A 24,882-nucleotide genomic window follows, 5' to 3' on the forward strand; every position below is an offset into this window, starting at 1 on the left:
GACATGACGGTCATCGACAATCACGAGGTAGTTGGCATGGAAGGCGCACCGCGACTTTCCGAGGCCTCTGCGCGCGATTATTTCGAGCTCCTGAAGCCGCGCGTCATGTCTCTCGTCGTCTTCACCGCATTCGCCGGGCTCGTCCTTGCCCCCGGTCATATCAATCCGTTCATCGGCTTCACCGCCATTCTCTGCATCGCCATCGGAGCCGGCGCTTCCGGTGCGCTGAACATGTGGTACGACGCGGATATCGACGCGGTGATGAGCCGCACGGCCAAGCGTCCGATTCCGGCCGGCAAGATTTTGCCGCAGGAGGCGCTTGCCTTCGGGCTGACCCTGTCGGCATTCTCGGTGATCATCCTCGGGCTCGCCGTTCACTGGCTCGCAGCCGGGTTGCTCGCCTTCACGATCTTCTTCTACGTGGCCATCTATACGATGTGGCTGAAGCGCTCGACGCCGCAGAACATCGTCATCGGCGGAGCCGCCGGGGCCTTCCCCCCGATGATAGGCTGGGCCTGCGTGACCGGCGGCGTGTCGGTCGAGAGCATCGTGCTCTTCCTCATCATCTTTCTCTGGACGCCGGCGCATTTCTGGGCCCTGGCTCTCTTCAAGATGGGCGATTACGGCGCCGTCGGCGTGCCGATGATGCCGAATGTCTGCGGCCAGGCGACGACCAAGCGGCAGATCGTCATCTATGCCGTGCTCACCGCGATCAGCGGCGTCTGTCCCACCTTGCTCGGCTTCGCGAGCCTCGGCTATGGAGCCTTTGCCACGGCCATGGGGCTCGGCTTCGTCTGGTATTCGCTGGGTGTGCTGCGCATGCCCGAAGGCGACAAGCGCATGGTACCGGCGAAGAAGCTCTTCGCATTCTCGATCGCCTATCTTTTCGCGATATTCTCGGCGCTTCTGGTCGATTACGCGATCGCCCGGATCTGGCTTGGAGGTATTGTCTGATGGAAACCGTCGAACTCAACGAGGCTCAGAAGAAGTCTCGCCGCGGCCGCAACATCGCGCTCGGTATCGTGCTGGCGGCCCTGGTCGCGATTTTCTACGTCGTCACGCTGGTCAAGGTCGGCGGCGGCATGGTGAATTGAAGGCGTTGCGCATGGCGGAGAATGGACAGGCAGATCGGAAGGAACGCTCGAACGGCATGATCGTCGGCACGTGCCTTGCATTTGTGGCCGGCATGATCGGCATGGCCTATGCCGCCGTTCCGCTCTACGACATGTTCTGCCGCGTCACGGGCTACAACGGCACGACGCAGCGGGTCGAGCAGGCATCCGACCTCATCCTCGACGAGAAGGTCAAGGTAACGTTCGACGCCAATGTCGCCGCCGGACTGCCCTGGGAGTTCGTCCCGGTTCAGCGGGATATCGACATCAGGATCGGCGAGACGGTGCAGATCATGTACCGTGCGAAGAACCTGGCTTCCACGCCGACGACGGGCCAGGCGACGTTCAACGTGACGCCGATGGCGGCCGGTGCCTATTTCAACAAGGTGCAATGCTTCTGCTTCACCGAGACGACGCTTCAACCGGGCGAGGAAATGGAGATGCCGGTCGTCTTCTTCGTCGATCCGGAGATCGTCAAGCCGGTCGAGACGAAGGGCATCAAGACTTTGACGCTGTCCTACACCTTCTATCCGCGCGAACCCTCCAAGCCGGTCGCGCAAGTGAAGGCGAAGGCAGAAAACAAACTTTGACATGCGCGCCGTTTCGGCTATGCCGGGCGGCGACAAGAGAGGACTATCGGGGGTTATCGACATGGCCGGAGCGCATCAGAAGCAACACGACTATCACATCATCGACCCGAGCCCGTGGCCGCTGCTTGCCTCCATCGGAGCCTTCGTCATGGCCTTCGGCGGCGTCGGCTACATGCGCTATCTCTCCGGCGGCTCGTTCAAGTTGTTCGGGCTTGAGTTCGCCAACCCGTGGGTCTTCTTCATCGGTCTGGCGCTGATCCTTTATACCATGTTCGGCTGGTGGTCGGACACCATCAAGGAAGCGCATGAGGGCCACCATACCCGCGTCGTGTCGCTGCACCTGCGCTACGGCATGATCATGTTCATCGCTTCCGAGGTGATGTTCTTCGCTGCCTGGTTCTGGGCATTCTTCGACGCCAGCCTCTTTCCCGGCGAAGCGATCCAGACCGCGCGCGCCGAGTTCACCGGCGGCGTCTGGCCGCCCAAGGGCATCGAGGTCCTCGATCCCTGGCACCTGCCGCTCTACAACACCGTCATCCTGCTGCTCTCCGGCACGACGGCGACCTGGGCGCACCATGCGCTGCTGCACAACGACCGCAAGGGCCTCGTCTACGGCCTGACGCTCACGGTCCTGCTCGGCGTTCTCTTCTCCTACGTGCAGGGCTACGAATATGCGCACGCGCCGTTCGCGTTCAAGGATTCGATCTACGGTGCGACCTTCTTCATGGCGACCGGCTTCCACGGGTTCCACGTGCTGGTCGGCACGATCTTCCTGCTCGTCTGCCTGCTGCGCGCCCTGCGGGGCGACTTCACGCCGAAGCACCACTTCGGCTTCGAAGCGGCGGCCTGGTACTGGCATTTCGTCGACGTCGTCTGGCTGTTCCTCTTCTTCTCCATCTACATCTGGGGTGGCTGGGGCGCGCCGATCGCCCACGGCTGATGCCGTTTTTGCTTTGTTGATGACGGGGGCGGCTGAGAGGTCGCCCCGTTTCGTTTGAACATATGGCTATTTCGGTTGGCCGGCGTTTTTGACGCAGATGTTCGATTGGACGAATGGCTGCATTGCCGTTACCAATGCCGAGATGGACGAAATCCGGGACATGGTTCCCGACAATACCGCGATCGTGACCACGCCATGAACGAAGACAAGGCGCTCTACCCGCCCGTCGATCCCGTGATGACGGGAATCAAGGGTCTTTGCCCCCGCTGCGGCCAGGGAAAGCTCTTCGACGGCCTGCTGAAGGTTCGGCCGGCTTGCAGCAGTTGCGAGCTCGATTATGGTTTCGCGGACTCCGGCGATGGCCCGGTCGTCTTCGTCATCCTGATCGTCGGCTTCGTCGTCGTCGGCGCGGCGCTCTGGATGGAGATCAATGTCAACCCGCCGCTCTGGCTGCATTTCCTCCTGTGGATACCGCTTGCAACCATCTTGAGCCTGGCGCTGACGCGCCTGCTGAAGGGCGTGCTCATCAATCTGCAATACCGAAACAATGCACGCCCGGGTGAAATCGACCGTGGTTGACGAGCGCATGCCGGCCCCGCACAGCCGCGCCGGCCGTCTGGCGGGCGTTCTCCTGGTGCTCGCCGCTTTCGCCGTCCTCGTGTCGCTCGGTACCTGGCAGATGCAACGGCTGCATTGGAAGGAGGCGCTGATCGGTGCAATTGCCGAGCGGCGTTCGGCGCCGGCCGTCTCGCTCGACAAGATCGAGGCCATGGCCGCGGCCGGCGAAGACATCGACTACCGGACGGTGCATGTGTCCGGCGTGTACGACCACGGCAAGGAGCGCCATTTCTTCGCCACCCATGAAGGCCGTACCGGCTTCTACGTCTTCACGCCTCTCATGCTGGCCGATGGCCGGGCGATTTTCGTGAACCGCGGCTTCGTCCCCTTCGAAAAGAAGGACGCCTCCACGCGGGCCGAAGGGCAGACCGCCGGAAGCGTGGCGATCGACGGCCTGGCGCGGCCGAAGCTTTCCGGAAAGCCGTCGTCGCTGGTACCGGACAACGACGCCGCCAAGAACATCTTCTACTGGAAGGACCTCGATGCGATGGCGGACTCTGCCGGCATCGCATCCGATCGCGTCGTTTCCTTCTTTATCGATGCCGATGCATCGGAAAATCCCGGCGGCCTTCCGATCGGCGGCGTGACCCAGTTCGATCTGCCGAACAATCACCTGCAATATGCGCTGACCTGGTACGGCCTTGCAGCCGCCCTCGTCGCCGTCAGCGGCATCTACGTCTATCGGCGCAGGCGATAGGGCGCGCCGGTTCTTCCTTGTGTGCCCGGTCGTTGCCGCTATATATGGCGCATGCCGACATCTGGTTTGTTCGTTCCACTGGCGTTTTCATGATGGCCCCATCCGCAGCAGCAAAAACCCCGATCACCATCCGCCTCTGCGGGCCGCGTGGCTTCTGCGCGGGCGTCGACCGGGCGATCCAGATCGTGGTGCTCGCGCTCAAGGAGTTCGGCGCGCCGGTCTATGTCCGCCATGAGATCGTGCATAACCGTTACGTCGTGGAGGGGCTCGAAGCCAAGGGGGCGATTTTCGTCGAGGAGCTCGACGAGATCCCGCCCGAGCACCGCGAGCAGCCCGTGGTCTTCTCCGCCCATGGAGTGCCGAAATCCGTTCCGGCCGATGCGGACGCGCGCAATCTCTTCTATCTCGACGCCACCTGTCCGCTCGTCTCGAAGGTGCACAAGCAGGCGATGCGCCATCATCGTATGGGACGCCACGTCGTGCTGATCGGCCATGCCGGACACCCGGAGGTTATCGGCACCATGGGACAATTGCCGGAGGGGGCGGTCTCCCTCGTCGAGACCGTCGAGGATGCGGAGGTCTATATGCCGCCGGACCCTGACAATCTCGGTTTTGTCACGCAGACGACGCTCTCGGTCGACGACACCGCCGGCGTCATCAAACGGCTGCATGAGCGCTTTCCGAACCTGACGGCGCCTGCGGCCGATTCGATCTGCTATGCCACCACGAACCGGCAGGAAGCGGTGAAGCAGGCGGCGCCCGGCTGCGACCTTTTCCTGGTCGTCGGCGCACCCAACTCATCGAACTCGAAGCGCCTCGTCGAAGTTGCGTTGAGGGCAGGGGCGAAGAAAGCCGTTCTCGTCCAGCGCGCCTCCGAAATCGACTGGGCGACGGTGGGGGATATCTCGATGGTCGGGTTGTCGGCGGGTGCTTCCGCACCGGAGGTGATCGTCAACGAGATCATCGAAGCGTTCCGCGAGCGCTACGATGCCACGGTCGAGCTTGCCGACACGGTGGAGGAAAACGAGCACTTTCTCGTCAACCGCGAGCTCCGGCACGTCGAACTCACGGGGGCCGACATGGCCTTCGTCAACGGCGAGTAGCTCGGCCAGAGCATGTCGATGTTTCAAGGAAACACTGAAATGCTCCCCATTTGAACCAACGCACTTCCGGACGGAAAACCGTTACACGCCTTTCCCTGGAAGTGCTCTAGCCGCTTAATATCTCGCAATTCGCATCTCTGGAAAGTAGCGCGCCTTGGCAGTTTATACCGATATCACGGAAGACGAGCTGATCCGTTTCCTCGCCGCCTACGAGGTTGGATCGCTGACCTCCTACAAGGGGATCGCCGAAGGCGTGGAGAATTCGAACTTCCTTCTCCACACGACGGAAGGAGCCTATATCCTCACGCTTTACGAGAAGCGGGTAAACGCCGACGATCTGCCGTTTTTCCTGGGCCTCATGCATCACCTGGCCCAGCGGGGGCTTTCCTGCCCGCTGCCCCTTCCACGCGCCGACGGCAAGCTTCTCGGAACGCTCTCCGGAAGACCTGCGGCGGTGATCTCGTTTCTGGAAGGCATGTGGCTGAGGAAGCCCGAGGCGCAGCACTGCCGCGAAGTCGGCCGGGCGCTCGCATCGATGCACCAGGCAGGCGAGGGGTTTGCCCTGAAGCGCCCCAACGCGCTCTCCGTCGAAGGCTGGCGACCGCTATGGCGGAACTCCGAAGCGCGTGCCGACGAGGTTCAAGCCGGCCTCAAGGACGAGATCGCGACGGAGCTCGCCTTTCTCGAGGAGCATTGGCCGAAGGATCTGCCGAAAGGCGTGATCCACGCTGATCTCTTCCCGGACAACGTGTTTTTCCTCGGCGATCGCCTTTCCGGCCTTATAGATTTCTACTTCGCCTGCAACGACTTCCTCGCCTACGACGTCGCCATCTGCCTGAACTCCTGGTGCTTCGAGAAGGATGGCTCCTACAACATCACCAAGGGCATGGCGCTGCTTTCCGGCTATGAGAGCGTGCGGAGATTGACGGCGGAAGAAGTAGAGGCGCTGCCGCTGCTTGCGCGCGGATCCGCACTCCGCTTCTTCCTGACGCGCCTCTATGACTGGCTGACGACGCCGCCGGGCGCGCTTGTGGTCAAGAAAGATCCGCTCGAATATCTGACGAAGATCCGCTTCCACCGCGCCATCGTCTCGAGCGCCGAATACGGCCTCAGACGCGAAGAGGCCTCGGCATGAAGCACGTCGACATCTTTACCGACGGTGCGTGCTCGGGAAATCCGGGACCGGGCGGTTGGGGCGCGGTCCTGCGCTACGGCGACGTGGAGAAGGAATTGTCCGGCGGGGAGGCGGAGACGACGAACAACCGCATGGAGCTTCTTGCGGCGATCTCTGCCCTCAACGCGCTCAGGCAGCCCTGCGAGGTCGATCTCCATACCGACAGCAAATATGTCATGGACGGGATCTCCAAATGGATACACGGCTGGAAGCGCAACGGCTGGAAAACCGGCGACCGGAAGCCGGTAAAGAACGGCGAGTTGTGGCAGGCGCTCGATGAGGCGAGGAATCGTCACAACGTGACTTGGCACTGGGTGAAGGGCCACGCCGGTCACCCGGAGAACGAACGCGCCGACGAACTCGCCCGCAAGGGCATGGAACCGTTCAAGAGAGCGCGTCGCGCCGACGCGGTGAAGTGAATTCGAATGGGATATAATGCGAGGCTGTGATTTCACTTGCGGCTGCCCCTCTTCCTAGGGCTCGACCCGGACTAGTCCAGTCCTCTCTTCCCCGCAGGCGGGGAAGCGGGACCTTCGGGGCATGCCGCTTGTCCCTTCGCCCCGCGTGCGGGGAGAAGGTGGCCGGCAGGCCGGATGAGGGGCAGATGCTTGCAGTGCGCCTTCAGAATCAGAGCAGCTCAAGCATCGCGGCCGCACCGGAAGCGGTCGCCTGTCCTGGGCTTTCCTCGACGTTCAGCGCCTTGACGACGCCGTCTTCGACCAGCATCGAATAGCGTTTCGAGCGGATGCCGAGCGTGCCGGCCGAAAGATCGATCTCCATCCCGATCGCCTTGGTAAAGGCGGCATTCCAGTCCGAGAGGAAATGGATCTTGCCCATGCCGCCGGAGTGGGTCGCCCAGGCGCCCATCACATGCAGGTCGTTGACCGCAACCACGGCGATATCGTCGACGCCGCGCGCAAGTATGGCGTCGCGATTTTCCAGATAGCCGGGCAGGTGGTTGAGCGAGCAGGTCGGGGTAAAAGCACCCGGCACCGCGAAAAGGACCACGCGTTTGCCCTTGAAGAGCTGCTCTGTCGTTACCTCGACCGGGCCGTCTGCGGTCTTCTCCTTGAAGGTGGCGTTGGGCAGCTTGTCTCCGACGGCAATGGTCACTGGTATCTCCTCGTTTCTATGCAGCAGCGGTGTGTCGCAGGACTATAGGGTCGGCTCAATCAAAGGCAAGCGTCGTTTCCATGCTGCGGCTGCCCGCGCGCAGGGTGAGCGTGATCGGCTTTCCCGCGACGTTCTTGTCCTTGCCGGAGAGCTTCACCGGAATGTCGGCCCGGCGCTCGGCGCCCTGCGCATCGTGAAAAACCGGCGCGCCGAAAAAGACGCCCGACGGTCCGGCGAGAAAGAGATCGGCTGACCCGGCAGCCGCATCCGGCGGCAACACGAACTCAATCCGTAGCTTGCCGGCGGACGCATCGAATTTCGAGGTGACCACCCTGAAGTTCTCGGATGGCTGTTCCGGCAGCGCGGAGAGCGCCTTCTCGATGCGCGCACCGTCGAGCGGATTGTCGAACTCGCCGCTTTTGAGCGCAAGCGTCACATCGCCCTGCACGGGGATGCAGATATCTTCGCAGATGCCGAGGAAGACGGAGGCGCGGATGGTGACGTCGCCGCCGTTGCCGGTCTTACTGAGGATCAGCGGGAAAGCCACCGGCGCGTCATATCCGGTGTAGCGCCCGGGCCCTTCGCCGAACGTCTTCGGCACTGGAAAGCGGATCGACCGCAGCGAGACGCCGCCGGAGGGATCGATGGTCACTTGTGGTGGTATGCCGCTTGCGCCGGGATCGCGCCAATAGGTCTTCCAGCCGGGGTTCAGTCGAACTTCAAGAATGGCGGGAATGATACCATCCGGGTTCGGGTGCGAAGCGACAATGCGGAAAGCGCCGCCGGGCGAGGTCACCCATTCGCTGGCGGCTCCATAGGACTGGGCAGGCAGAAAAAAAGCGAGGAGAAGGCTTGCCGTTGCGATGCGCTGGGCCATCTTCATTGGGGTCGAGCGTCGGGTCATGGCCAAGCTGTATCGCGTTTCGCCCTTGGCCTCCAGCGGTCCCGATATGCCGCTGCGATCATAATTGCTTGATCGGCAAGGCGAGAGCATGGACAGGGTGTCGCTTGCGTGGGCGCAAATATCGGCGAACGCCACGTAGAAGCGCTTTTCATTTCGTCGCGAATTGATAGGCTATCATCATCATGGCGAAAAACGTGCTGAATACGATACGCGAACGTGGCTTCCTTGACGGTCAATTCCTGATCGCCATGCCCGGCATGTTCGACACCAATTTCGCCCGGACGGTCATCTTCGTCTGCGCCCATTCGGAAGACGGGGCGATGGGTTTCATTCTGAATCGTCCGCAGCGCCTGACCTTCCCGGATGTTCTGCTGCACCTGCAGCTTCTGGACCCGGATGAGGCCATCCGCCTGCCGTCGGCTACGCGCGAGTTCCAGATCCAGGCCGGAGGCCCCGTCGAGACCGGGCGCGGCTTCGTGTTGCATTCGGACGATTATCTGAGCGACTCCAGCATTCCCGTCAGTGACGACATCTGCCTGACGGCGACGCTCGACATCGTCAGGGCGATCTCCCGCGGCGAGGGACCTCTCAAGGCCACCATGCTGCTCGGCTATGCGGGATGGGGCCCAGGCCAGCTGGAGGCCGAAATCACCCAGAACGGCTGGCTGACCTGCCCTGCGCAGGAGGAGCTGATCTTCAGCCGGGACCTCGACGAGAAGTACGACAGAGCGCTGGCCCTGATGGGTGTCAGCCCGGCGATGCTCTCGACGGACTCAGGCCACGCTTGATTGCCCCTCATTCGCCTGTCGGCACCTTCTCCCCGCAGGCGGGGGGAAGCGGCAAGCGGCAGTCGCTCGATCATCTCTCAAGCCAGCAGCAGGAGGAGCGTGCCGCTTGTCCCTTCGCCCAATGGGCCATCAGGGGGCAGATGCCTCACGCCCGCTTCATCAGCGGAAATCGCTCCTTCAGGAGCCTCAGGATCGATTCCGATCCCACCGGCGGACCGAACAGGAAGCTCTGACCGTAGTCGCAGCCCATCTGCGCGAGCTGGATCGCATCCTCCTCGGATTCGATTCCCTCCGCGACCACCCGCATGTCGAGCTCGCGCGCCATCGTGATCACCGAGCGCAGGATGACCGCGCGCTTGTCGCTTGGATCGCGGACCAGCGCCTTGTCGATCTTGATCGTGTCGAAAGGGAAGCGGGTGAGATAGGAGAGCGACGAGTGGCCGGTGCCGAAATCGTCGAGCGCCAGCCGCAGCCCGGCTTCGCGGAGCTTTTCAAGCACGAGCCTGGCCTGCTCGGGGTTCTCCATGACAAGCGATTCCGTCAGTTCCATTTTGATCTGCGCCGGATCGCAGCGGCTCTTGCTGAGAATCGCGCGCATGTCGTCATAGAGTTCGTTGTTCAGAAGCTGCGCGCTCGACAGGTTGATCGAGATGAAGATCGGCAGGTCGCCGGTCTGCGCCTGCCACTCGGCAAGATCGCTCGTGGCCTTGTCGAAGGCGAACAGACCCAGCTGGTTTATCAGGTCGGAATTCTCCGCAATGGGGATGAATTCAGTCGGTGAAATATTTCCGCGCTTCGGATGCTCCCAGCGCATGAGCGCTTCGAAGCCGGCGATTTCGGCATCGCTGAGGCGGACGATGGGCTGGTATACGAGGGAAAGCTCCTTGCGTTCCATGGCGCGTTTCAGGTCGGCTTCGAGCTGTAGGCGGTCCGAGCCGGAGGTCCGGAAAGCCGGACGGAACGGTTCGACCCGGTTGCCGCCCGCCTTCTTGGCGCGGAACATCGCAAGCTCGGCATCGTCGAGCAGTCCAGCAGCGCTCTGCTCCTGATCGAGCCATGAGACGAGGCCGATCGAAGCGGTCAGGTTGATCTCCCGATTTCCGTAGTTGAGCGGGACCATGATCGCCTTGCTGACCGCATCGGCGAAGTCGGCGATCTTGGGCGGATCGCGTTCGGACATGAGGATCAAGCCGAACTGGTCGCCACCGAGACGCGCGAGGGTGTCCTGCGGGCGCAGAAGCCTGCGCAGGCGGCGCGTCAGCGCGATGAGGACGTTGTCGCCGGCGGCGATCCCCAGCATGTCGTTGACCTGCTTGTAGCGGTCGATATCGATGGCAAGCACGGTCGGGCGTATCGAGTTGCTGCCGTCGCCCATCAGGAGGATCGCCTGCAGGCGATCGAGAAAGACCTGTCTGTTCGGCAGGCCGGTCAGATTGTCCAGAAGCGCGTTGTGCAGGAGCCGTTCGACCGAATTGCGCTGTTCGGTGATGTCGTTGATGGTTCCGACGCATCGGATGATTTCGCCATTGGCGCCGAGCACCGGGCGCGCCCGGATCGAGAGCCAATGATAATGGCCATCCTCGGCGCGCACGCGGAATTCGTGGTTGAGCCGCCCGCGGCGATGCTCGAGCAGGACGTCGAGCGTTGCGCGGAAACGGTCGCGGTCGTCGGGGTGCAGCCGCGGCACCCAATTGCGCACCGGCCCATTCATCGTTCCGAGCGAAAGCCCGAGTTGGTGCGAGATATCGGGAATGGTAACGACCCGGTCGCGCGCCACGTCCCAGTCCCAGACGGTATCGCCTGATCCCGTGAGTGCCAGCGCCTGGCGCTCGAGATCGGAGAACAGGCCGAGCTGATAGGCCCCGCCGGAAAAGGCGTGCTGCATGACGGTGAAGCCGATCAGAAGCACGATGAGTACGAGGCCGCCGCCGAGTGCCGGCTGCACGATGTCGTTGGCGAGTTGACCGGTCACCGCGAGCCAGGCGCCGAACAGCCACACAAGGATCAACAGCCAGGCGGGAACGAGAAGGATCGCGCGATCATAACGGTTGAAGCCCAGATAGGCGATCAGCACGATGCCGACGGTTGCCGTCAGCGCGAAGGACAGGCGGGCGATGCCGGAGGCGATCGCCGGATCGTAGACGGCGACGCCGAAGAGCAGCCCGAGGCCGAGAATCCATGCGAGCGTCGCGTAGCCGAGATGCTGATGCCAGCGATTGAGATTGAGATAGGTGAACAGGAAGACCACGAGACCGGCTGCGAGGAACACCTCCGTGCCCGCTCGCCATATGCGCTCGTCGTCGGCAGTCACGGTGATGAGCTTCGAAAGGAAGCCGAAATCGACGCAGATATAGGCAAGCACGGCCCAGGCGAGCGCGGCGGTGGCCGGCAGCATCGACGTGCCCTTGACGACAAAAAGGATCGTCAGGAACACCGCGAGCAGCCCGGCGATGCCGAGCACGATACCGCGATACAGGGTGAAGGCGTTGACGGTATCCTTGTAGGCGTCCGGCTGCCAAAGATAGATCTGTGGCAGCTCCGGCGTGGTGAGTTCGGCAACGAAAGTGATGACCGCACCCGGATTGAGCGTGATCCGGAAGACATCCGCTTCTTCGCTCGGTTGCCGGTCCAGCGCAAAACCCTCGCTCGGCGTGATCGAGAGTATTCGCTGCGAGCCGAGGTCGGGCCAGAAGAGCTTCGAATTCACGAGCCGGAAATGCGGTGCGACGATAACGCGTTCGAGCTGCTCTTCAGATACATTCGCGAGCGCGAACACGGCCCAGTCGCCCTGGTGGTTTTCCGTGCTGGAACGCACTTCGATGCGTCTGACGATGCCGTCCGTGCCGGGGGCGGTCGAAACCTGAAAGGCATCGCCTCTGCCGCTGTAGATCTCCGTCGTGGCGGTAAGGTCGAGCGCCGTGTCCTCGCGCGAGATCTTCACCGGCTCGAGCGCATGCGCAACGCCGCCGCCAAGACCAAGGGCGAAAACGACGAGTGCGACCAGAAACGCCGCCAGCCTTGCGGCTGGCCATGCGAGCGGCTTACGGGTCAGGGGCATCAAAGGGGCAAATTCCTGTTGGGTACGGCATCGACGGAGAGGAGCGAAAACATCAAATGGTCTCGCCACTGCCCGTTTATCTTCAAATATTGTCTCAAATAGCCTTCACGCTCAAAGCCGGCCTTTTCAAGGAGCCGGATGCTCCGAGCGTTTTCTGGAATACAGGCTGCTTCGATACGGTGCAACTCGAGCCCTGTGAAGATGTAGGGGATCGTCAGCTTCAAGGCCTCGTACATATGACCCTGTCCGGCATGTTTCTGGCCCATCCAGTAGCCGATCATGCAGTTCTGCGCAGCACCGCGGCGGATATGGCCGATGGTGAGACCGCCAAGCAGCGTTTCGTCCGGCCTGTGGAAGAGGAAGAGCGGTACGGCCTGACCGGACGCAAATTCCTGCTCGTTGCGATTGACGCGGCTGCGAAAGGCGCCTTCGGTCATTTCGTCGGCGCGCCAGGTAGGCTCCCACGGCTCCAGGAAGGCGCGGCTTTCGCTGCGCAACCGATACCATTGCCGGTAGTCGGAGTAGCGGGGGAGGCGGAGCAGGTAATGCTGGCTGGCGATCTCGACCGTATCCGGCTGCCGCGAAAGGAACCGAAAAACCGATCTTGTCATCTATGCCTCCAGGCCAATACCGCGTCGGCGCCGCCGCAGTTCGGTCGAACCGAATGCATGTCGCCCAGACAATATGCGGCGGTTGGGACGACCTGCACGAGAACAATGCCCTAATGCGCGTCGGGTGAGTCCGATCGAACGCGACGCGCTTCAGGGCACTGTCTCAATGCGAAACGTTGCACAAGTTTACGCCCAAATCGAATCCGATTTTAAGAATTGTACAAGGAAAACGAGGACGTTGAAGGAAGGCATGCGACCGGCAACGACCGGTCAGCTCGCCGCAGCATGAATCGCGTCCGCCTTCGCGGTCAGCGAGGACAATATGTCGTTCAGGGGAGCGAGCTGCCCGAGCGGCCCGATGGCCGACAACGTCGGAACCGTGTCGAAGAACAGGCGGCCGGCCAGGTCGGTGAGGCGCTCGATGGTGATGCCCGACAGGCGTTCCATCAGTTCCTCATTAGGAATGGGCCGGCCGTACAGCATCATCTGCCGTGCGATTTGTCCCGCACGCGCGGCCGGGCTTTCCTGGCCCATCAGCAATTGCGCCCGGATCTGTGCGCGGGCACGCTCGATCTCCTGCTGATCGATGCTCAAGGACGACTTGCGCAATTCATCGACGATCACCGGCATCAATTCCGGCAGGTTTTCTCCGCCCGTTGCCGCATGTACGCCGAAGATGCCGGTATCGGAAAAGCCCCAATGGAAGGCGTAGACCGAATAACAGAGGCCTCTGTGTTCGCGCACTTCCTGGAACAGGCGGGAAGACATGCCGCCGCCGAGGATGTTGGCAAGGATCTGCGAACAATAGAAATCACGCGCGTGATAGGCCTTGCCTTCGAAGCCGAGCAGAACCTGCGCGTCCATCAGGTCGCGGCTCTCGCGGCTGTCGCCGCCGGTGTAGCGCGCGGTCTCGATGACGGGAGCGCAAACGGGTTCGGCGGGCAGGGAGGCGAAACGCTCCTCCACCTGGCGCACGATGGTGTCGTGATCGACGGCGCCGGCGGCAACGATGAAGGTGCGGTCGGTCGTATAGTTGCGGCCGAGATACTGGCGGATCTGATCCGCGCTGAAGGACATCACCGTTTCCGGCGTGCCGAGGATCGGCCTGCCGACCGTCTGGCCGCGATAGGCGGTCTCGGCGAAGCGATCGAAGACGACGTCGTCCGGCGTGTCGTCCGCCGCGCCGATCTCCTGCAGGATGACCTGCTTCTCGCGACGGAGCTCGTCCGCCTCGAAGGTCGATTCCGTCAGAATGTCGGCGAGGATATCGACCGCCAGCGGCAGATGGTCCTTGAGCACGCGGGCATAGTAGGAAGTCGTTTCGGTCGAGGTGGCGGCGTTGACCTCGCCGCCCACATTCTCGATTTCCTCGGCGATCTGGCGGGCGCTGCGCCGCCTCGTGCCCTTGAAAGCCATGTGCTCCAGGAGATGCGCAATTCCGTGTTCATTCACGGTTTCGTTGCGCGAACCGGACTTGATCCAGACTCCGAGCGCCACGCTTTCCAGATGCGGCATTCGCTCGGTAACCACCGTCAGCCCGGAAGGGAGCCGGGTGCACTCAACTTTCATCATCCGTGATCTTTCGCTCTATTCCCGAACGCGGGTACGCTCGCCGATGAAGGTTTCGACGCTCTTGAGCTCCGGATCCAGGATGTCGAAACGCTCCGCCCTAGTCATGAGATCAGCAAGCCACGTCGGAAGCGCGGGGTCAATACCACTTGCCGATTTTACTGCGGCGGGGAATTTTGCCGGATGGGCAGTCGCAAGGGTGACCATCGGGGCGGAGTTCTTCTCGTGCTTGGCTGCCACGAAAACGCCGATTGCCGTATGCGGATCAAGGAGATAGCCGGTTTCGTCGAAGGTCTTGCGGATCGTCTTCGCCACATCTTTCTCCGAGGCGCGGCCCGCGCGAAATTCCTTGCGGATTTTTTTCAGCGCTGCGTCGCCGAGCGTGAACGAGCCGGATTGCCTGAGGCTCGCCATGGCTGCGCGGACTTCCGCCGGATCGCGCTCGTTCGCCTCGAAGATGAGCCTTTCGAAGTTCGACGAGATCTGGATGTCCATCGAAGGCGAGGTCGTCGCCTTGACGTCGCGCATCTCGTAACGGCCGTTCTTCAGGGTGCGCGCCAGAATGTCGTTTTCGTTGGTGGCGATGATCAGCTTGTCGATCGGCAGACCCATGCGCTTGGCGACGTAGCCTGCGAAAATATCGCCGAAATTGCCGGTCGGCACGGTGAAGGAGATCTTCCGGTCGGGCGCGCCGAGAGCGACCGCCGTCGTAAAGTAATAGACGATCTGAGCCATGATGCGCGCCCAGTTGATCGAATTGACGCCGGAAAGCTTCACGCGGTCGCGGAAGGCCTGGTCGTTGAACATGGCTTTGACCAGGTTCTGGCAATCGTCGAAATTGCCCTTTACGGCGACCGCGTGCACGTTCGATGCCGTGGACGTGGTCATCTGTCTTTGCTGCACCGGCGACACTTTGCCCTGCGGAAAGAGGATGAAGATATCGGTGCGATCGCGGCCGGCGAAGGCGTCGATCGCGGCGCCGCCGGTATCGCCGGAAGTCGCTCCCACGATCGTCGCCCGCTCACCCCGTTCGGCAAGGACATAGTCCATCAGCCGGGCGAGCAACTGCATGGCGACGTCCTTGAAGGCGAGCGTCGAACCGTGAAAGAGCTCCATCACGAAAGCGTTCGGTCCGGTCTGGACCAGGGGTGCTACGGCCGGATGACGGAAAGTGGCGTAGGCCTCGTCGATCATCTCGCGGAACTTGGCCGCCGGGATTTCACCATTGGTGAAGGGTTCGAGAACGGTGAAGGCGATCTCCTGATAGGATTTGCCGCGCAGCGCCCGGATCTCTTTTTTCGAGAGCGCCGGCCATTCCTTCGGCAGGTAAAGTCCGCCGTCGCGGGCAAGTCCCGCCAGAAGAGCATCGCAAAAACCGAGAGAGGCCGCTTCTCCCCGTGTCGAAATATACTTCACCGTCGTCATCCTTCGTCGTTTGCGCGTCTGAATGAGACGCGCGGCGCTGCAGGCGCTTTTGCGTCAGTCCCTGGCAAATCGCGCGGCCATTCTTGTCACCGTGGCAATTTCACGTCGGTTTCGGAAATTTCGGTTGGGGAGCGTGGACCGGTCGATTTTTGATTTCGCCGCTGATATAGACGATGCCCGAAGGTCAAGAAAGGCCTCCAGCCGTTTTCGGCCCTGAGCTCGAGTTGACCCGAGGCGGTCTCGAGCTCTCGCCCGTTGAAGCCGGCCGCGGCGAGTTTGGCTTTGTTATAAGCCGAAATCATCGCGGTTTGGGAGTTCGTCCGTTCAGTAGAGGTTGTGCAACGTGTCTGGCAAAGTATCTCGCCGTGTTCTCGCAGTATCCCTTCTTTTGGCCGCTGCCGGCTGTAACAAGACGCAATCGGGTGGCGCCATCGACGCCGGCGGAAGCGCGACGGCGCCGACGCCTGCGGTGATCCAGGCGGCCTGCCCGCCGATCAGCCTCCGGGACGGTACCTCCTCCTACCGCACCTATGCAAAGGGTGCCAAGGACGATCCGAGCAAGATCGTCTATCAGGCCTCGCTTGCCGACACGACGCGCCAATGCGTGCAGAGCCCGGACAAGCTGACGATGACGGTCGTGGTGCAGGGTCGCGTGGTCGCCGGTCCCGCCGGCGGGCCGGGCAAGGTGACGCTGCCGATCCGCGTCGCCGCCACGGATGGCGAGAAGACGCTTTATTCGGAGCTCACTCAATATCCGGTCGAAGTGCCGGCGGGCAGCGCCACCACCCAGTTCGTTTTCACCAAGGCCGATGTGACGCTTCCTGCCGGCGCCGGCGCCGAAGCGAAGGTCTTCGTAGGATTTGACGAAGGTCCGTACAGGACCAAGTAATACCCGCCCCTCATCCGGCCTGCCGGCCACCTTCTCCCCGCAGGCGGGGCGAAGGACGCGAGCGGCACGCTCCCAGCTCTCTCTTAACGTTGAAGATGCGGAGACGATGCCGCTTGTCCCTTCTCCCCGTAAGACGGGGAGAAGGTGCCGGCAGGCGGATGAGGGGCGAGCTCAACTCCGTTCAGCGGCCGCTTACTCGACCGCGACGCTCTGGCCGCCTTCCCACTTGTAAAGCGAGAAGCTTGGCGAGGTGAGGTCGCCGCTTTCGCCGTAGGTCAGCTTGCCGATGACCGTGTCGATCGCGTCGCCGGATTTGATGGCGGTGGCAACGGCAGTCGCGTCGTCGGGCGAGCCCGCCTTCTCGATGCCCGCCTTGAGAACCTGCACGGCGGCATATGCGTTGAGCGTGAAGGCTTCCGCGGGGATGTTCTTGGCCTTGAGGGCCTCGATCACCGGTGCGGCGGCCGGGTTGCGGGTGGCGTCGCTGGCATTGGTGTAGACGGTGCCCGATGCGGCTTCGCCACCGATTGCCCAGAACTCGGTGTTGGAAAGACCGTCGCCGCCGAGGAGCTGCGCCTTCACGCCCTGGTCATGCATCTGGCGAGCGAGCAGCCCGCCCTCCGCGTGATAGCCGCCGAAATAGACGACGTCGACGTTCTCGGACTTGAGGCGGGTGACGATCGCCCCGAAGTCCTTCTCGCCGGGCGTCAGGCCCTCATAGACCACCTCGGTGATGCCGCCTGCGTTGATCGCAGCCTTGAAGCCGTCGGCAAGACCCTTGCCATAGGCTCCCTTGTCGTGAAGGACCGCGACGCGCTTGTCCTTGAAGTTCTTGACGACGTAGTCGGCGGCGACCACGGCCTGCTGATCATCGCGTCCACAGGTGCGCAGAACGTTCCACAGGCCGCGGGTGGTCAGGTCCGGGGTCGTTGCCGTCGGCGTGACCATCAGGATACCGTTTTCCGCCAGCACGTCGGATGCCGGCATCGAGGTGCCGGAAAGCACCGGTCCGACCACGTATTTTATGCCTTCGCCCGCCAGCTGGTTGGCGACCGAGACGGCCTGCTTGGGTTCGCCCGCGTCGTCAACGATCTTGACGACAAGTTTCTCGCCATTGACGCCGCCGGCGCTGTTGATCGCTTCGATCGCCGCTTCGGCGCCGTTCTTGACCTGCTCGCCGAAGGCCGCAACGGGACCGGTGAGCGGCGTGATGACGCCGATGGTGATGTCGGCATGGGCGAGCGGCGCAAACGCGACGCTGGCCGCCAGGGCCATTCCGGTCAATCGTGAAAGACGCATTGTGTTTCCTCCTTGGAAAATTCCCCCTTCTGGGGGTTTGCTTGATATGCCCGCGCGCAGTCTGAAAATCGGCCGATTCTCGGAGGAAGTCCATGCGGCTTCAATGCGGCATGGAATCCTCGCCCGCCCTAAGCCGTTCCCCCCTAAGCCGTCCCCCTAAGCCGTCCCCCCTAAGCCGTCATGGACTCCGACCATTCCGCGAGCGCGGCGATTACTCCGGGAAGCGCCGCCATTCGCGAGATGACCGTTTCGGCACCGGCTTCCGTCAGCTTGTCCGCATGGGCTGCGAACGTATGCGAACCGCCGGTAAAACCGACGACGCGCATGCCCGCCGCGCGTGCGCCATGAATGCCGTGAACCGAGTCTTCGATGACAAGAACGCGTGCCGGATCGACGCCGAACTGTGCGGCCCCATGCAGGAAGATGTCCGGCTTCGGCTTGACGCGATCCGGCCCGAGATCGCGCGCGGAATAGATGTGCTTGCCGAAATGATCCTTGATTCCGACTTTGCCGAGCATCATCGCAAGCCGTTTGGAAGTGGAGTTGGAGCAGATGCAATGCGGAAGCGTCAGTTGCATGAGTGCCGGCCGCACGCCTTCGATGATCTTGACGTCGCGGGCAAACCGCATGTCGAGAATGGCATCGACCTTGTCGATCAGGGAGGCGGAGAGCGGAATGCTTGCTTCCTTCTCGACCGCCAGCAACGTGTCGCGCCAGGTCATGCCGGAAAAGCGTTCGGACATTTCCTCGATGCTGATCGGATAGCCCGCTTCCGTCAGCAGTCCGGCCTCGACTTCCGAGGCGATGATTTCCGAATCGACGAGCACGCCGTCGCAGTCGAAGATGATGAGGTCGATACCGGTCATAAATCGGTTCCTTGGGAGAAAGGCGCCGCCGGCAGGGGAGGAGCTGAAAAGCGGCGCGGGAAACGGTGGTCGCAGCTTTATACGATGGCGGATCAAAGCTCAACCTGGGGCAGGAGATGGAGAACCGGGGATTGTGGCCGATTCAACTCACAATCGCTGCAGCCGACGGTACAAATCGTCGTGATCACCTCGGGAAGAGCTCGAGAAAGGCCTTCTCGCCTGGCGCCGTAAAGCGAACCGCCCGGCTGCTCTGCTCCCGTTTCGCCCAGCCCTTGTCGATGAAGAGCGTCAGCAACGCCTCCCCGAGCGAACCGGCGAGATGCGACCGCCGCTCGCTCCAGTCGAGGCAGGTGCGGCAGATCGGCCGCCTGGATTTCCTGAGCGCGGCGTAGTCGATCCCGAGCGACTCGATGCGGACACGCCCGGCATCGGTCAGGGCCAGATCGTCGTCGCCCGTCATTTCCATCTGCCGGGCGGCGATCAGGCTGTCCAGCATGCGCACGCCGTAATCGCCGGCAAGATGGTTGTAGCAGACGCGTGCCTTGCGTAGTGCCGGGTCCTTCGGTCCGGGCCGCGAGCGCGTCAGGCCGCGCCCGGCGGCAAAACCCATAAGGCTTTCGAGCATGAGGCCGACCTCGTCCTCGCTCAGCGCGTAATAGCGGTGCCGGCCCTGCTTGCGCTGTGTCAGCAAGCCGCCTGCCTCCAGCTTGGCGAGGTGCGAACTGGCGGTCTGCAGCGTGATGCCGGCCTGGGCTGCGAGCTCCGTCGGCGTCAGCGCCTGGCCGCCCATCAGAGCGGTCAGCATGTTCGCGCGTGCAGGATCGCCGATCAACGAGCCGATAAGAGCTATGTCCGGACCTTCCTTCATACTTCGATGGTAGTCGAAGTATCGCGGGCCGGCAAGTCCCGGACGACGCCGCCTGGACGATGACCCCCTGCAGCGACGCAAATTTTTCCGGCGCCTTCAGGCTTTGGTAACCATCTTCGGTAACCATAAGCCTATCGTCAGTCCGAGTAAGCGTATTTGCGAGTTGCCAATGTCATCAGTTGTTTCGCTTGCCGAAATCTCCCGTGCCGCCCGTCCGCTGAACTGGCTGGACAGCATCATCAAGGGAGATTGCGTGGCCGCGCTGAACGCGCTTCCCGATCATTCGGTCGATGTCGTCTTCGCCGACCCGCCCTATAATCTTCAGCTCGGCGGCACGTTGCACCGGCCCGACCAGTCGCTGGTCGATGCAGTGGACGACGATTGGGACCAGTTTGCCTCCTTCGAAGCCTATGACGCTTTCACCCGGGCCTGGCTGCTTGCCTGCCGGCGTGTCCTGAAGCCCACCGGCACGCTCTGGGTCATCGGTTCCTACCACAATATCTTCCGGGTCGGCGCGATCCTTCAGGACCTGCACTTCTGGGTCTTGAACGATATCATCTGGCGCAAGACCAATCCGATGCCGAACTTCAAGGGCCGCCGCTTCCAGAACGCACATGAAACGCTGATCTGGGCGACGCCGAACGCCAAAGCCAAGGGCTATACCTTCAACTACGAAGCGATGAAGGCGGCGAACGACGACGTTCAGATGCGCTCCGACTGGCTGTTCCCCATCTGCTCCGGTTCCGAGCGGCTGAAGGGAGACGACGGTAAGAAGGTACACCCGACACAAAAGCCGGAAGCGCTGCTTGCCCGCATTCTGATGGCCTCGACCAAGCCCGGCGACGTCGTGCTCGACCCGTTCTTCGGCTCCGGCACCACCGGGGCGGTCGCCAAGCGCCTCGGCCGGCACTTCGTCGGCATCGAGCGCGAGCAGGACTATATCGACGCCGCCGCCGAGCGTATCGCGGCCGTGGAGCCGCTCGGCAAGGCCACGCTCTCGGTCATGACCGGCAAGAAGGCGGAGCCGCGCGTCGCCTTCAACACTCTGGTGGAAAGCGGGCTCATCAAGCCCGGCACGGTTCTGACGGATGCGAAGCGCCGCTACAGCGCGATCGTTCGCGCCGACGGCACGCTTGCGTCCGGCGGCGAGGCCGGATCCATTCATCGCCTCGGCGCGAAAGTGCAGGGCCTCGATGCCTGCAACGGCTGGACCTTCTGGCACTTCGAGGAGGGAAGCGCGTTGAAACCGATCGACGAGCTCAGATCCGTCATTCGAAACGACCTGGCAAAACTGAACTGATCAACCAGTTCCGCCTGGGTCTTCGATAAGCGCCCCCCTCCGGTTTTTGTACCTTCAGTCCCGGATGAGCGCTTTAAACGCCCGGAATCCGAAGAGGATTCCGGGCGTTTGTATCAATTCTGGCGTCGGCCGATTACAGCACGGCGGCCGCTGTCAGCGAGGGTGCCGCCTCGGAAGGCTGGATACCGTAGGCCGCCAGATCGGCCTTCAGCCTTTCTGCGCCGGTGAACTGAACCGCGTGCCAGCCGGCCGCTTGTGCGCCTTCGACATTGGCGGCGCTGTCGTCGATGAAAAGCGTTGCGCCCGGATCGAGATCGAAGGCCTTCGCGTGGGTCCGGTAGATGGCGAGATCGGGCTTGATGAGCCGCACGTCGCCGGAGACCGTAACCCCGCGCGGCAGGGTCAGGAAGGGATAAAGCTTCTGCGCCTCCCGGAAGGTGTCGGAGGCGAAATTGGTCAGCATCGTGACGTCCCAGCCGTCGGCGATCAGGCCTTCCATGATGGCGACCGTCCCCACATAGGCGTGCGGCACCATTTCATGCCAGTGCCGGCGAAAGGCGCGGATGTGATCTTCCCTTTCGGGATGGTTGCGGATGAGGAGTGCCTCCGCCTCTTCCCAGGAGCGGCCGCGATCCTGCTCTATGTTCCAGTCGGATGTGCAGACATTGGCGAAGAACCAGTTGCGTTCCGCCTCGTCCGGTATGAGGCGGGAATAGGGAAGGTTCGGATCGTAATGGATCAGCACCTTGCCGATGTCGAAAACGATGTGGCGGATGTCGATGCTGCTCATTGGTATTCCTGCCGATCCTTGGCTTGCGACGGAAATTGGGCCGGAGCGGCCGCAAAGCGCTCCGCCTTGCATTTAGCCCGCTTCGAACGCGTGCGGTATAGCCTTGGCGATTGCCTTTTTCATGACAGTCGGAAGCGCCTGCGCCTTGAGCGAGGCGAGCGGCTCCCACCATCCGCTCGTGCCGGTCCGCACCTCTCCGACATTGGCGCGCCAGACCCTGGCCCGAAAGACGGAAAGGTGCAACTCGAAATGCGTGAAGACGTGGTTGACGGTCCCGCACGGCTCCCACGCTGCGGGGAAGGGATGAGCGTCTATCGAGGTGTCGCCGTCGCGGCGCGCCGTCCAGTCCGTGCCTGGCACTTCTGTCATGCCGCCGAGGAGGCCCGTTTCGGGGCGCTTGCGAAGATAGACCGCCTCGAAGCCGTCGACGGCGACGAAGGCCGCACCCCGGCGCAGCGGCTTCTCCTTCCTGGCTGCCTTGCGCGGAAATGTCTCCGGGTCGGCTGTTTTCAGGGCCCGGCAATCAGCGCGAAAGGGACAGAGGGAACAGGCAGGCCGTTTCGGCGTGCAGATCGTGGCGCCGAGATCCATCATCGCCTGCGCGAAATCGCCAGGCCGGTCAGCCGGGGTCAGCGCGTGGACGAGGGCCCGCATTTCGGGCTTGGCCGCGGGCAGCGGCGTCTCGACGGCATGGAGGCGCGAGATCACGCGCTCCACATTTCCGTCGAGAACGGCACTTGCCCGGTTGAAGGCGATCGCGGCGATGGCTGCGGCGGTGTAGTCGCCGATGCCCGGCAGCGCTTTCAGCCCCTCTTCGCTATCGGGAAAACGGCTGCCATGATCGCGGGCGACCGCTTCGGCACATTTCTTCAGGTTTCGCGCGCGGGCGTAGTAGCCGAGGCCGGCCCAGGCCTTCATCACATCCTCGGTGTCCGCAGCGGCAAGGTCGCCGACCGTCGGCCACAGGGTGAGGAATTTCTCGAAATAGGCTTTGACTGCCTGGACCGTCGTCTGCTGAAGCATCACCTCCGACAGCCAGACGCGATAGGGGTCGGCAACAGCACCTTTCCGCGCCGCTGCCGGCGAGACCCGCCATGGAAGGACGCGGTGGTGGCGATCGTACCATTCGAGAAGAAGTGCGGCGCTCGCCGCCTGTGGAAGATCGCGCATCATTTGCAGGGAGATCCTTTTGCGGCCTATACTTGGCCGATGCCGGCTTGAGCCGCAAGGTTCGATCGAAATTGCAAACAGAAAGTCGTTCCGTGAGTGAGAGAAAGGCCCGCAAGGGCGTCGTTCAGATCAGCGAAGTTGCCAACGGCCTGATCGATCCGGTGCTGGCGAAGCGGGCCGGCATCAACACGATGCTGCTCGGTTCGTGGGACGAAATCGCCGGCGCGGAGTTTGCCGATTGCACCCGGCCGGAAAGAATTGCCTGGCCGCGCCGCGCTTCGGAGATCGCCGGCGAAGGCGGATACCAGCCGGGTGTGCTGACGGTCGCGTGCGAAGGCGCCCGGGCGCTTTTCCTGACCCATGCCCAGGGCGAGCTGATCCAGCGCATCAACGGCTTCTTCGGTTTCCACGCAATCGGTCAGTTGCGCATCGTCCAGAAGCCGGTCGCACCGCCGCCCAAGCGCTACAGCCGCCCGCTGCCCCTTGTCGGCGAGGCTGCCCGGCGGCTCGAAACCATGGTGGAAGGCGTCGAAAGCGACGCGTTGAAGGCGGCGCTGAAGCGGCTCGGCACTGCCGTTCTGTCGACGCCGCGGCGATGACGGTCACGATTGTTTGAACGCTGTCGAAACACCCCCTCTTGTCGCCCCGCACGTGGCAAGTTATCGAAATCACGCTTCAATTTCCCTCGAGTAGAACACGGGTCCTGTCCATGTCCGCTTCCCAAACAAGCCTTCCGAAACGCCTGCTGAGCGGCGTCGCCGTTGCAGCGCTCGCTCTGGCGCTCGCAGCCTGCAGCGATGAAAAGAAGGAGGCGGCTTCAACGACGCCCGCCGAGACCACGGCGAGCACCGATGCGACGACCACCGCCTCGACGTCTCAGGCGCCTGCCGCCGCGAGCGAGGCGAAGCCGGCGACCGAAGTGGCGCAGGCCTCAACCCCTGCCGCCAAGGTCGAGTTGCCGAAGTCGGAGGGCAGCGTCGACATGGCGAAGCTCCTGGAGCCCGGAGCGCTGCCGGAAATGGCGCTCGGAGAAGCCAATGCGCCGGTCACCATCGTCGAATACATGTCGATGACCTGCCCGCATTGCGCCAATTTCCACAACGAAACATTCGACGCGATCAAGGCGAAGTATATCGACAGCGGCAAGGTACGCTTCATCGTCCGCGAATTCCCGTTCGATCCGCGCGCGGCAGCCGCCTTCATGCTGGCGCGCTGTGCGCCGGAGGGGCAGTATTTCCCGATGGTTTCCATGCTGTTCAAGCAGCAGGAGCAGTGGGCGGCTGCGCAGAACGGCCGCGATGCACTCCTGCAATTGTCGAAACTCGCCGGTTTTACACAGGAGAGCTTCGAGGCCTGCTTGACGAACCAGAAACTTCTGGATGATGTGAATGCAGTCATGCAGAAGGGCGCCAAGGAATTCGGGGTCAAGTCGACGCCGACCTTCTTCGTCAACGGTGAGCACTATTCGGGGGACATGTCGGTTGACGTTATGTCGGCCCTCATCGACAGCAAGCTCTGATCCTTCGCTTTCAATTCCGACGGGCGACGGCGGCAGCCGTGCGCCCGTTTTTTGTCTCCGGTCGGTGGGGCTTCGCCATGCCTCACGCTGACATATCGCCGGAAGTTCGCGGCAACGCCCGCCGCATGCGCAGTGCCATGACGGAGGCGGAAACCAAGCTCTGGAATGAACTGCGTGCGCATCGGCTGATGGGGCTTGGTTTTCGCCGGCAAGTTCCGATCGCCGGTTACATCGTGGATTTCGCCTGTGCCGCGCATCGATTGATCGTCGAGGTCGATGGTTCGCAGCATGCGAGACCTCAAAGTGCTGACTACGACCGGCAGCGTACTCGGCGTCTTGAGGCGGATGGCTGGACGATTTTGCGTTTCTGGAACGATGACGTGCTGCGCGACATCGACAATGTCTGCGAGCATATTGTCCGGGTGATCGGGAAGGGGGCGTTCGAGTGAGGCGTTCGTGGTTCACCCCCCTCTGCCCTG

General features: G+C 62.6%; 27 protein-coding genes. 16 read left to right on the forward strand and 11 right to left on the reverse strand.

Translation table 11 applies throughout. The features are described 5' to 3' along the window. Positions 1 to 3 precede the first annotated feature (3 nt). The 10 genes from AC5J09_RS16655 (at position 4) to rnhA (ending at position 6,653) form a co-directional block, all read left to right on the forward strand. Entirely contained in the window at positions 4 to 954 is a 951-nt protein-coding gene (locus AC5J09_RS16655; RefSeq protein WP_437408402.1) for a heme o synthase, read from the forward strand. After that, positions 954 to 1,094, forward strand: a complete 141-nt coding sequence (locus AC5J09_RS16660) for a cytochrome c oxidase system small membrane protein (protein ID WP_010968907.1) — start codon at positions 954 to 956, stop codon at positions 1,092 to 1,094. The genes AC5J09_RS16655 and AC5J09_RS16660 overlap by 1 nt, the downstream gene beginning before the upstream one ends. An 11-nt stretch (positions 1,095 to 1,105) precedes the next feature. Continuing rightward, entirely contained in the window at positions 1,106 to 1,702 is a 597-nt protein-coding gene (locus AC5J09_RS16665; RefSeq protein WP_324763053.1) for a cytochrome c oxidase assembly protein, read from the forward strand. Positions 1,703 to 1,763: 61 nt separating this feature from the next. Further along, positions 1,764 to 2,642, forward strand: coding sequence for a cytochrome c oxidase subunit 3 (locus tag AC5J09_RS16670; protein ID WP_494298918.1), 879 nt, complete (start codon positions 1,764 to 1,766; stop codon positions 2,640 to 2,642). 97 nt (positions 2,643 to 2,739) lie between these two features. After that, positions 2,740 to 2,841, forward strand: a complete 102-nt coding sequence (locus AC5J09_RS16675; RefSeq protein WP_234819171.1) for a L,D-transpeptidase — start codon at positions 2,740 to 2,742, stop codon at positions 2,839 to 2,841. Beyond that, complete coding sequence (locus AC5J09_RS16680) at positions 2,838 to 3,221, forward strand: DUF983 domain-containing protein (RefSeq protein ID WP_100669155.1); 384 nt, start codon at positions 2,838 to 2,840, stop codon at positions 3,219 to 3,221. The genes AC5J09_RS16675 and AC5J09_RS16680 overlap by 4 nt, the downstream gene beginning before the upstream one ends. After that, positions 3,190 to 3,957 (forward strand): SURF1 family protein, encoded by a 768-nt coding sequence (locus AC5J09_RS16685; protein ID WP_494298042.1) that lies wholly within the window; start codon positions 3,190 to 3,192, stop codon positions 3,955 to 3,957. Before AC5J09_RS16680 ends, AC5J09_RS16685 begins: the two co-directional genes overlap by 32 nt. A 92-nt stretch (positions 3,958 to 4,049) precedes the next feature. Further along, complete coding sequence (gene ispH, locus AC5J09_RS16690; RefSeq protein WP_127711675.1) at positions 4,050 to 5,060, forward strand: 4-hydroxy-3-methylbut-2-enyl diphosphate reductase; 1,011 nt, start codon at positions 4,050 to 4,052, stop codon at positions 5,058 to 5,060. Between the two features lie 154 nt (positions 5,061 to 5,214). After that, positions 5,215 to 6,195, forward strand: coding sequence for a homoserine kinase (locus AC5J09_RS16695; RefSeq protein ID WP_100669153.1), 981 nt, complete (start codon positions 5,215 to 5,217; stop codon positions 6,193 to 6,195). Further along, positions 6,192 to 6,653: a ribonuclease HI gene (gene rnhA, locus AC5J09_RS16700; RefSeq protein ID WP_018094452.1), complete on the forward strand. Its 462-nt coding sequence runs from the start codon at positions 6,192 to 6,194 to the stop codon at positions 6,651 to 6,653. The genes AC5J09_RS16695 and rnhA overlap by 4 nt, the downstream gene beginning before the upstream one ends. Before the next feature lie 208 nt (positions 6,654 to 6,861). Here rnhA and AC5J09_RS16705 read toward each other — a convergent pair whose 3' ends face one another. Together AC5J09_RS16705 and AC5J09_RS16710 are read right to left on the reverse strand one after the other, a co-directional pair. Next, a complete protein-coding gene (locus AC5J09_RS16705) occupies positions 6,862 to 7,347 on the reverse strand; it encodes a peroxiredoxin (RefSeq protein ID WP_018094453.1) in 486 nt (161 codons plus the stop codon). Positions 7,348 to 7,402: 55 nt separating this feature from the next. Beyond that, positions 7,403 to 8,230, reverse strand: a complete 828-nt coding sequence (locus AC5J09_RS16710; protein ID WP_494298043.1) for a protein-disulfide reductase DsbD domain-containing protein — start codon at positions 8,228 to 8,230, stop codon at positions 7,403 to 7,405. Between the two features lie 203 nt (positions 8,231 to 8,433). Here AC5J09_RS16710 and AC5J09_RS16715 point away from each other — a divergent pair, with 203 nt between their 5' ends. Next, the gene (locus AC5J09_RS16715) at positions 8,434 to 9,039 is read left to right on the forward strand and encodes a YqgE/AlgH family protein (protein ID WP_018094455.1); all 606 of its coding nucleotides are present in this window, start codon (positions 8,434 to 8,436) and stop codon (positions 9,037 to 9,039) included. A gap of 145 nt (positions 9,040 to 9,184) precedes the next feature. On the opposite strand, the gene AC5J09_RS16720 is transcribed toward AC5J09_RS16715, so the two are convergent. From AC5J09_RS16720 to thrC, 4 genes are all read right to left on the reverse strand, one after another. After that, positions 9,185 to 12,097 (reverse strand): EAL domain-containing protein, encoded by a 2,913-nt coding sequence (locus AC5J09_RS16720; RefSeq protein WP_324763057.1) that lies wholly within the window; start codon positions 12,095 to 12,097, stop codon positions 9,185 to 9,187. Further along, entirely contained in the window at positions 12,097 to 12,708 is a 612-nt protein-coding gene (locus tag AC5J09_RS16725; protein WP_494298044.1) for a GNAT family N-acetyltransferase, read from the reverse strand. Before AC5J09_RS16725 ends, AC5J09_RS16720 begins: the two co-directional genes overlap by 1 nt. Before the next feature lie 270 nt (positions 12,709 to 12,978). After that, the gene (locus AC5J09_RS16730) at positions 12,979 to 14,280 is read right to left on the reverse strand and encodes a M16 family metallopeptidase (protein ID WP_127711663.1); all 1,302 of its coding nucleotides are present in this window, start codon (positions 14,278 to 14,280) and stop codon (positions 12,979 to 12,981) included. A 15-nt stretch (positions 14,281 to 14,295) separates the two neighbouring features. Then, positions 14,296 to 15,702: a threonine synthase gene (gene thrC, locus AC5J09_RS16735; protein ID WP_198516904.1), complete on the reverse strand. Its 1,407-nt coding sequence runs from the start codon at positions 15,700 to 15,702 to the stop codon at positions 14,296 to 14,298. Positions 15,703 to 16,045: 343 nt separating this feature from the next. Between thrC and AC5J09_RS16740 the strand changes: the two genes are divergently transcribed. Beyond that, positions 16,046 to 16,591 (forward strand): hypothetical protein, encoded by a 546-nt coding sequence (locus AC5J09_RS16740; protein ID WP_494298045.1) that lies wholly within the window; start codon positions 16,046 to 16,048, stop codon positions 16,589 to 16,591. A 192-nt stretch (positions 16,592 to 16,783) separates the two neighbouring features. Here AC5J09_RS16740 and AC5J09_RS16745 read toward each other — a convergent pair whose 3' ends face one another. From AC5J09_RS16745 to AC5J09_RS16755, 3 genes are all read right to left on the reverse strand, one after another. Beyond that, positions 16,784 to 17,890 (reverse strand): ABC transporter substrate-binding protein, encoded by a 1,107-nt coding sequence (locus AC5J09_RS16745; RefSeq protein WP_100674568.1) that lies wholly within the window; start codon positions 17,888 to 17,890, stop codon positions 16,784 to 16,786. Positions 17,891 to 18,060: 170 nt separating this feature from the next. Beyond that, positions 18,061 to 18,756, reverse strand: a complete 696-nt coding sequence (locus tag AC5J09_RS16750) for an HAD family hydrolase (RefSeq protein ID WP_494298046.1) — start codon at positions 18,754 to 18,756, stop codon at positions 18,061 to 18,063. Positions 18,757 to 18,940: 184 nt separating this feature from the next. Further along, complete coding sequence (locus AC5J09_RS16755; RefSeq protein ID WP_100674577.1) at positions 18,941 to 19,624, reverse strand: ArsR/SmtB family transcription factor; 684 nt, start codon at positions 19,622 to 19,624, stop codon at positions 18,941 to 18,943. Positions 19,625 to 19,793: 169 nt separating this feature from the next. On the opposite strand from AC5J09_RS16755, the gene AC5J09_RS16760 reads away from it, so the two are divergent. Beyond that, a complete protein-coding gene (locus tag AC5J09_RS16760; RefSeq protein WP_324763059.1) occupies positions 19,794 to 20,924 on the forward strand; it encodes a site-specific DNA-methyltransferase in 1,131 nt (376 codons plus the stop codon). Between the two features lie 133 nt (positions 20,925 to 21,057). Here the strand turns inward: AC5J09_RS16760 and AC5J09_RS16765 are convergent, their stop codons facing one another. Both AC5J09_RS16765 and mutY read right to left on the reverse strand, forming a co-directional pair. Then, positions 21,058 to 21,714, reverse strand: a complete 657-nt coding sequence (locus AC5J09_RS16765; RefSeq protein WP_275596622.1) for an HAD family hydrolase — start codon at positions 21,712 to 21,714, stop codon at positions 21,058 to 21,060. 72 nt (positions 21,715 to 21,786) lie between these two features. After that, positions 21,787 to 22,887 (reverse strand): A/G-specific adenine glycosylase, encoded by a 1,101-nt coding sequence (mutY, locus tag AC5J09_RS16770; RefSeq protein WP_494298047.1) that lies wholly within the window; start codon positions 22,885 to 22,887, stop codon positions 21,787 to 21,789. A gap of 89 nt (positions 22,888 to 22,976) precedes the next feature. Here mutY and AC5J09_RS16775 point away from each other — a divergent pair, with 89 nt between their 5' ends. The 3 genes from AC5J09_RS16775 (at position 22,977) to AC5J09_RS16785 (ending at position 24,852) form a co-directional block, all read left to right on the forward strand. After that, on the forward strand, positions 22,977 to 23,483 hold the full coding sequence (locus AC5J09_RS16775; protein ID WP_026168555.1) for a DUF721 domain-containing protein: 507 nt from the start codon (positions 22,977 to 22,979) through the stop codon (positions 23,481 to 23,483). A gap of 110 nt (positions 23,484 to 23,593) precedes the next feature. After that, entirely contained in the window at positions 23,594 to 24,403 is an 810-nt protein-coding gene (locus tag AC5J09_RS16780) for a DsbA family protein (protein WP_494298048.1), read from the forward strand. 77 nt (positions 24,404 to 24,480) lie between these two features. After that, complete coding sequence (locus tag AC5J09_RS16785) at positions 24,481 to 24,852, forward strand: endonuclease domain-containing protein (protein WP_494298049.1); 372 nt, start codon at positions 24,481 to 24,483, stop codon at positions 24,850 to 24,852. Positions 24,853 to 24,882 lie beyond the last annotated feature (30 nt).

It is taken from the genome of Sinorhizobium sp. (assembly GCF_059070375.1).

Excerpts from the sequence above, each read along its gene's own strand:
- AC5J09_RS16655 (WP_437408402.1), top strand. The coding sequence starts at position 4 with ATGACGGTCATCGACAATCACGAGGTAGTTGGCATGGAAGGCGCACCG.
- AC5J09_RS16660 (WP_010968907.1), top strand. The coding sequence starts at position 954 with ATGGAAACCGTCGAACTCAACGAGGCTCAGAAGAAGTCTCGCCGCGGC.
- AC5J09_RS16665 (WP_324763053.1), top strand. The coding sequence starts at position 1,106 with ATGGCGGAGAATGGACAGGCAGATCGGAAGGAACGCTCGAACGGCATG.
- AC5J09_RS16670 (WP_494298918.1), top strand. The coding sequence starts at position 1,764 with ATGGCCGGAGCGCATCAGAAGCAACACGACTATCACATCATCGACCCG.
- AC5J09_RS16675 (WP_234819171.1), top strand. The coding sequence starts at position 2,740 with ATGTTCGATTGGACGAATGGCTGCATTGCCGTTACCAATGCCGAGATG.
- AC5J09_RS16680 (WP_100669155.1), top strand. The coding sequence starts at position 2,838 with ATGAACGAAGACAAGGCGCTCTACCCGCCCGTCGATCCCGTGATGACG.
- AC5J09_RS16685 (WP_494298042.1), top strand. The coding sequence starts at position 3,190 with ATGCACGCCCGGGTGAAATCGACCGTGGTTGACGAGCGCATGCCGGCC.
- ispH (WP_127711675.1), top strand. The coding sequence starts at position 4,050 with ATGGCCCCATCCGCAGCAGCAAAAACCCCGATCACCATCCGCCTCTGC.
- rnhA (WP_018094452.1), top strand. The coding sequence starts at position 6,192 with ATGAAGCACGTCGACATCTTTACCGACGGTGCGTGCTCGGGAAATCCG.
- AC5J09_RS16710 (WP_494298043.1), bottom strand. The coding sequence starts at position 8,230 with ATGAAGATGGCCCAGCGCATCGCAACGGCAAGCCTTCTCCTCGCTTTT.
- AC5J09_RS16715 (WP_018094455.1), top strand. The coding sequence starts at position 8,434 with ATGGCGAAAAACGTGCTGAATACGATACGCGAACGTGGCTTCCTTGAC.
- AC5J09_RS16720 (WP_324763057.1), bottom strand. The coding sequence starts at position 12,097 with ATGCCCCTGACCCGTAAGCCGCTCGCATGGCCAGCCGCAAGGCTGGCG.
- AC5J09_RS16725 (WP_494298044.1), bottom strand. The coding sequence starts at position 12,708 with ATGACAAGATCGGTTTTTCGGTTCCTTTCGCGGCAGCCGGATACGGTC.
- AC5J09_RS16730 (WP_127711663.1), bottom strand. The coding sequence starts at position 14,280 with ATGATGAAAGTTGAGTGCACCCGGCTCCCTTCCGGGCTGACGGTGGTT.
- thrC (WP_198516904.1), bottom strand. The coding sequence starts at position 15,702 with ATGACGACGGTGAAGTATATTTCGACACGGGGAGAAGCGGCCTCTCTC.
- AC5J09_RS16745 (WP_100674568.1), bottom strand. The coding sequence starts at position 17,890 with ATGCGTCTTTCACGATTGACCGGAATGGCCCTGGCGGCCAGCGTCGCG.
- AC5J09_RS16750 (WP_494298046.1), bottom strand. The coding sequence starts at position 18,756 with ATGACCGGTATCGACCTCATCATCTTCGACTGCGACGGCGTGCTCGTC.
- AC5J09_RS16755 (WP_100674577.1), bottom strand. The coding sequence starts at position 19,624 with ATGAAGGAAGGTCCGGACATAGCTCTTATCGGCTCGTTGATCGGCGAT.
- AC5J09_RS16760 (WP_324763059.1), top strand. The coding sequence starts at position 19,794 with ATGTCATCAGTTGTTTCGCTTGCCGAAATCTCCCGTGCCGCCCGTCCG.
- AC5J09_RS16765 (WP_275596622.1), bottom strand. The coding sequence starts at position 21,714 with ATGAGCAGCATCGACATCCGCCACATCGTTTTCGACATCGGCAAGGTG.
- mutY (WP_494298047.1), bottom strand. The coding sequence starts at position 22,887 with ATGATGCGCGATCTTCCACAGGCGGCGAGCGCCGCACTTCTTCTCGAA.
- AC5J09_RS16780 (WP_494298048.1), top strand. The coding sequence starts at position 23,594 with ATGTCCGCTTCCCAAACAAGCCTTCCGAAACGCCTGCTGAGCGGCGTC.
- AC5J09_RS16785 (WP_494298049.1), top strand. The coding sequence starts at position 24,481 with ATGCCTCACGCTGACATATCGCCGGAAGTTCGCGGCAACGCCCGCCGC.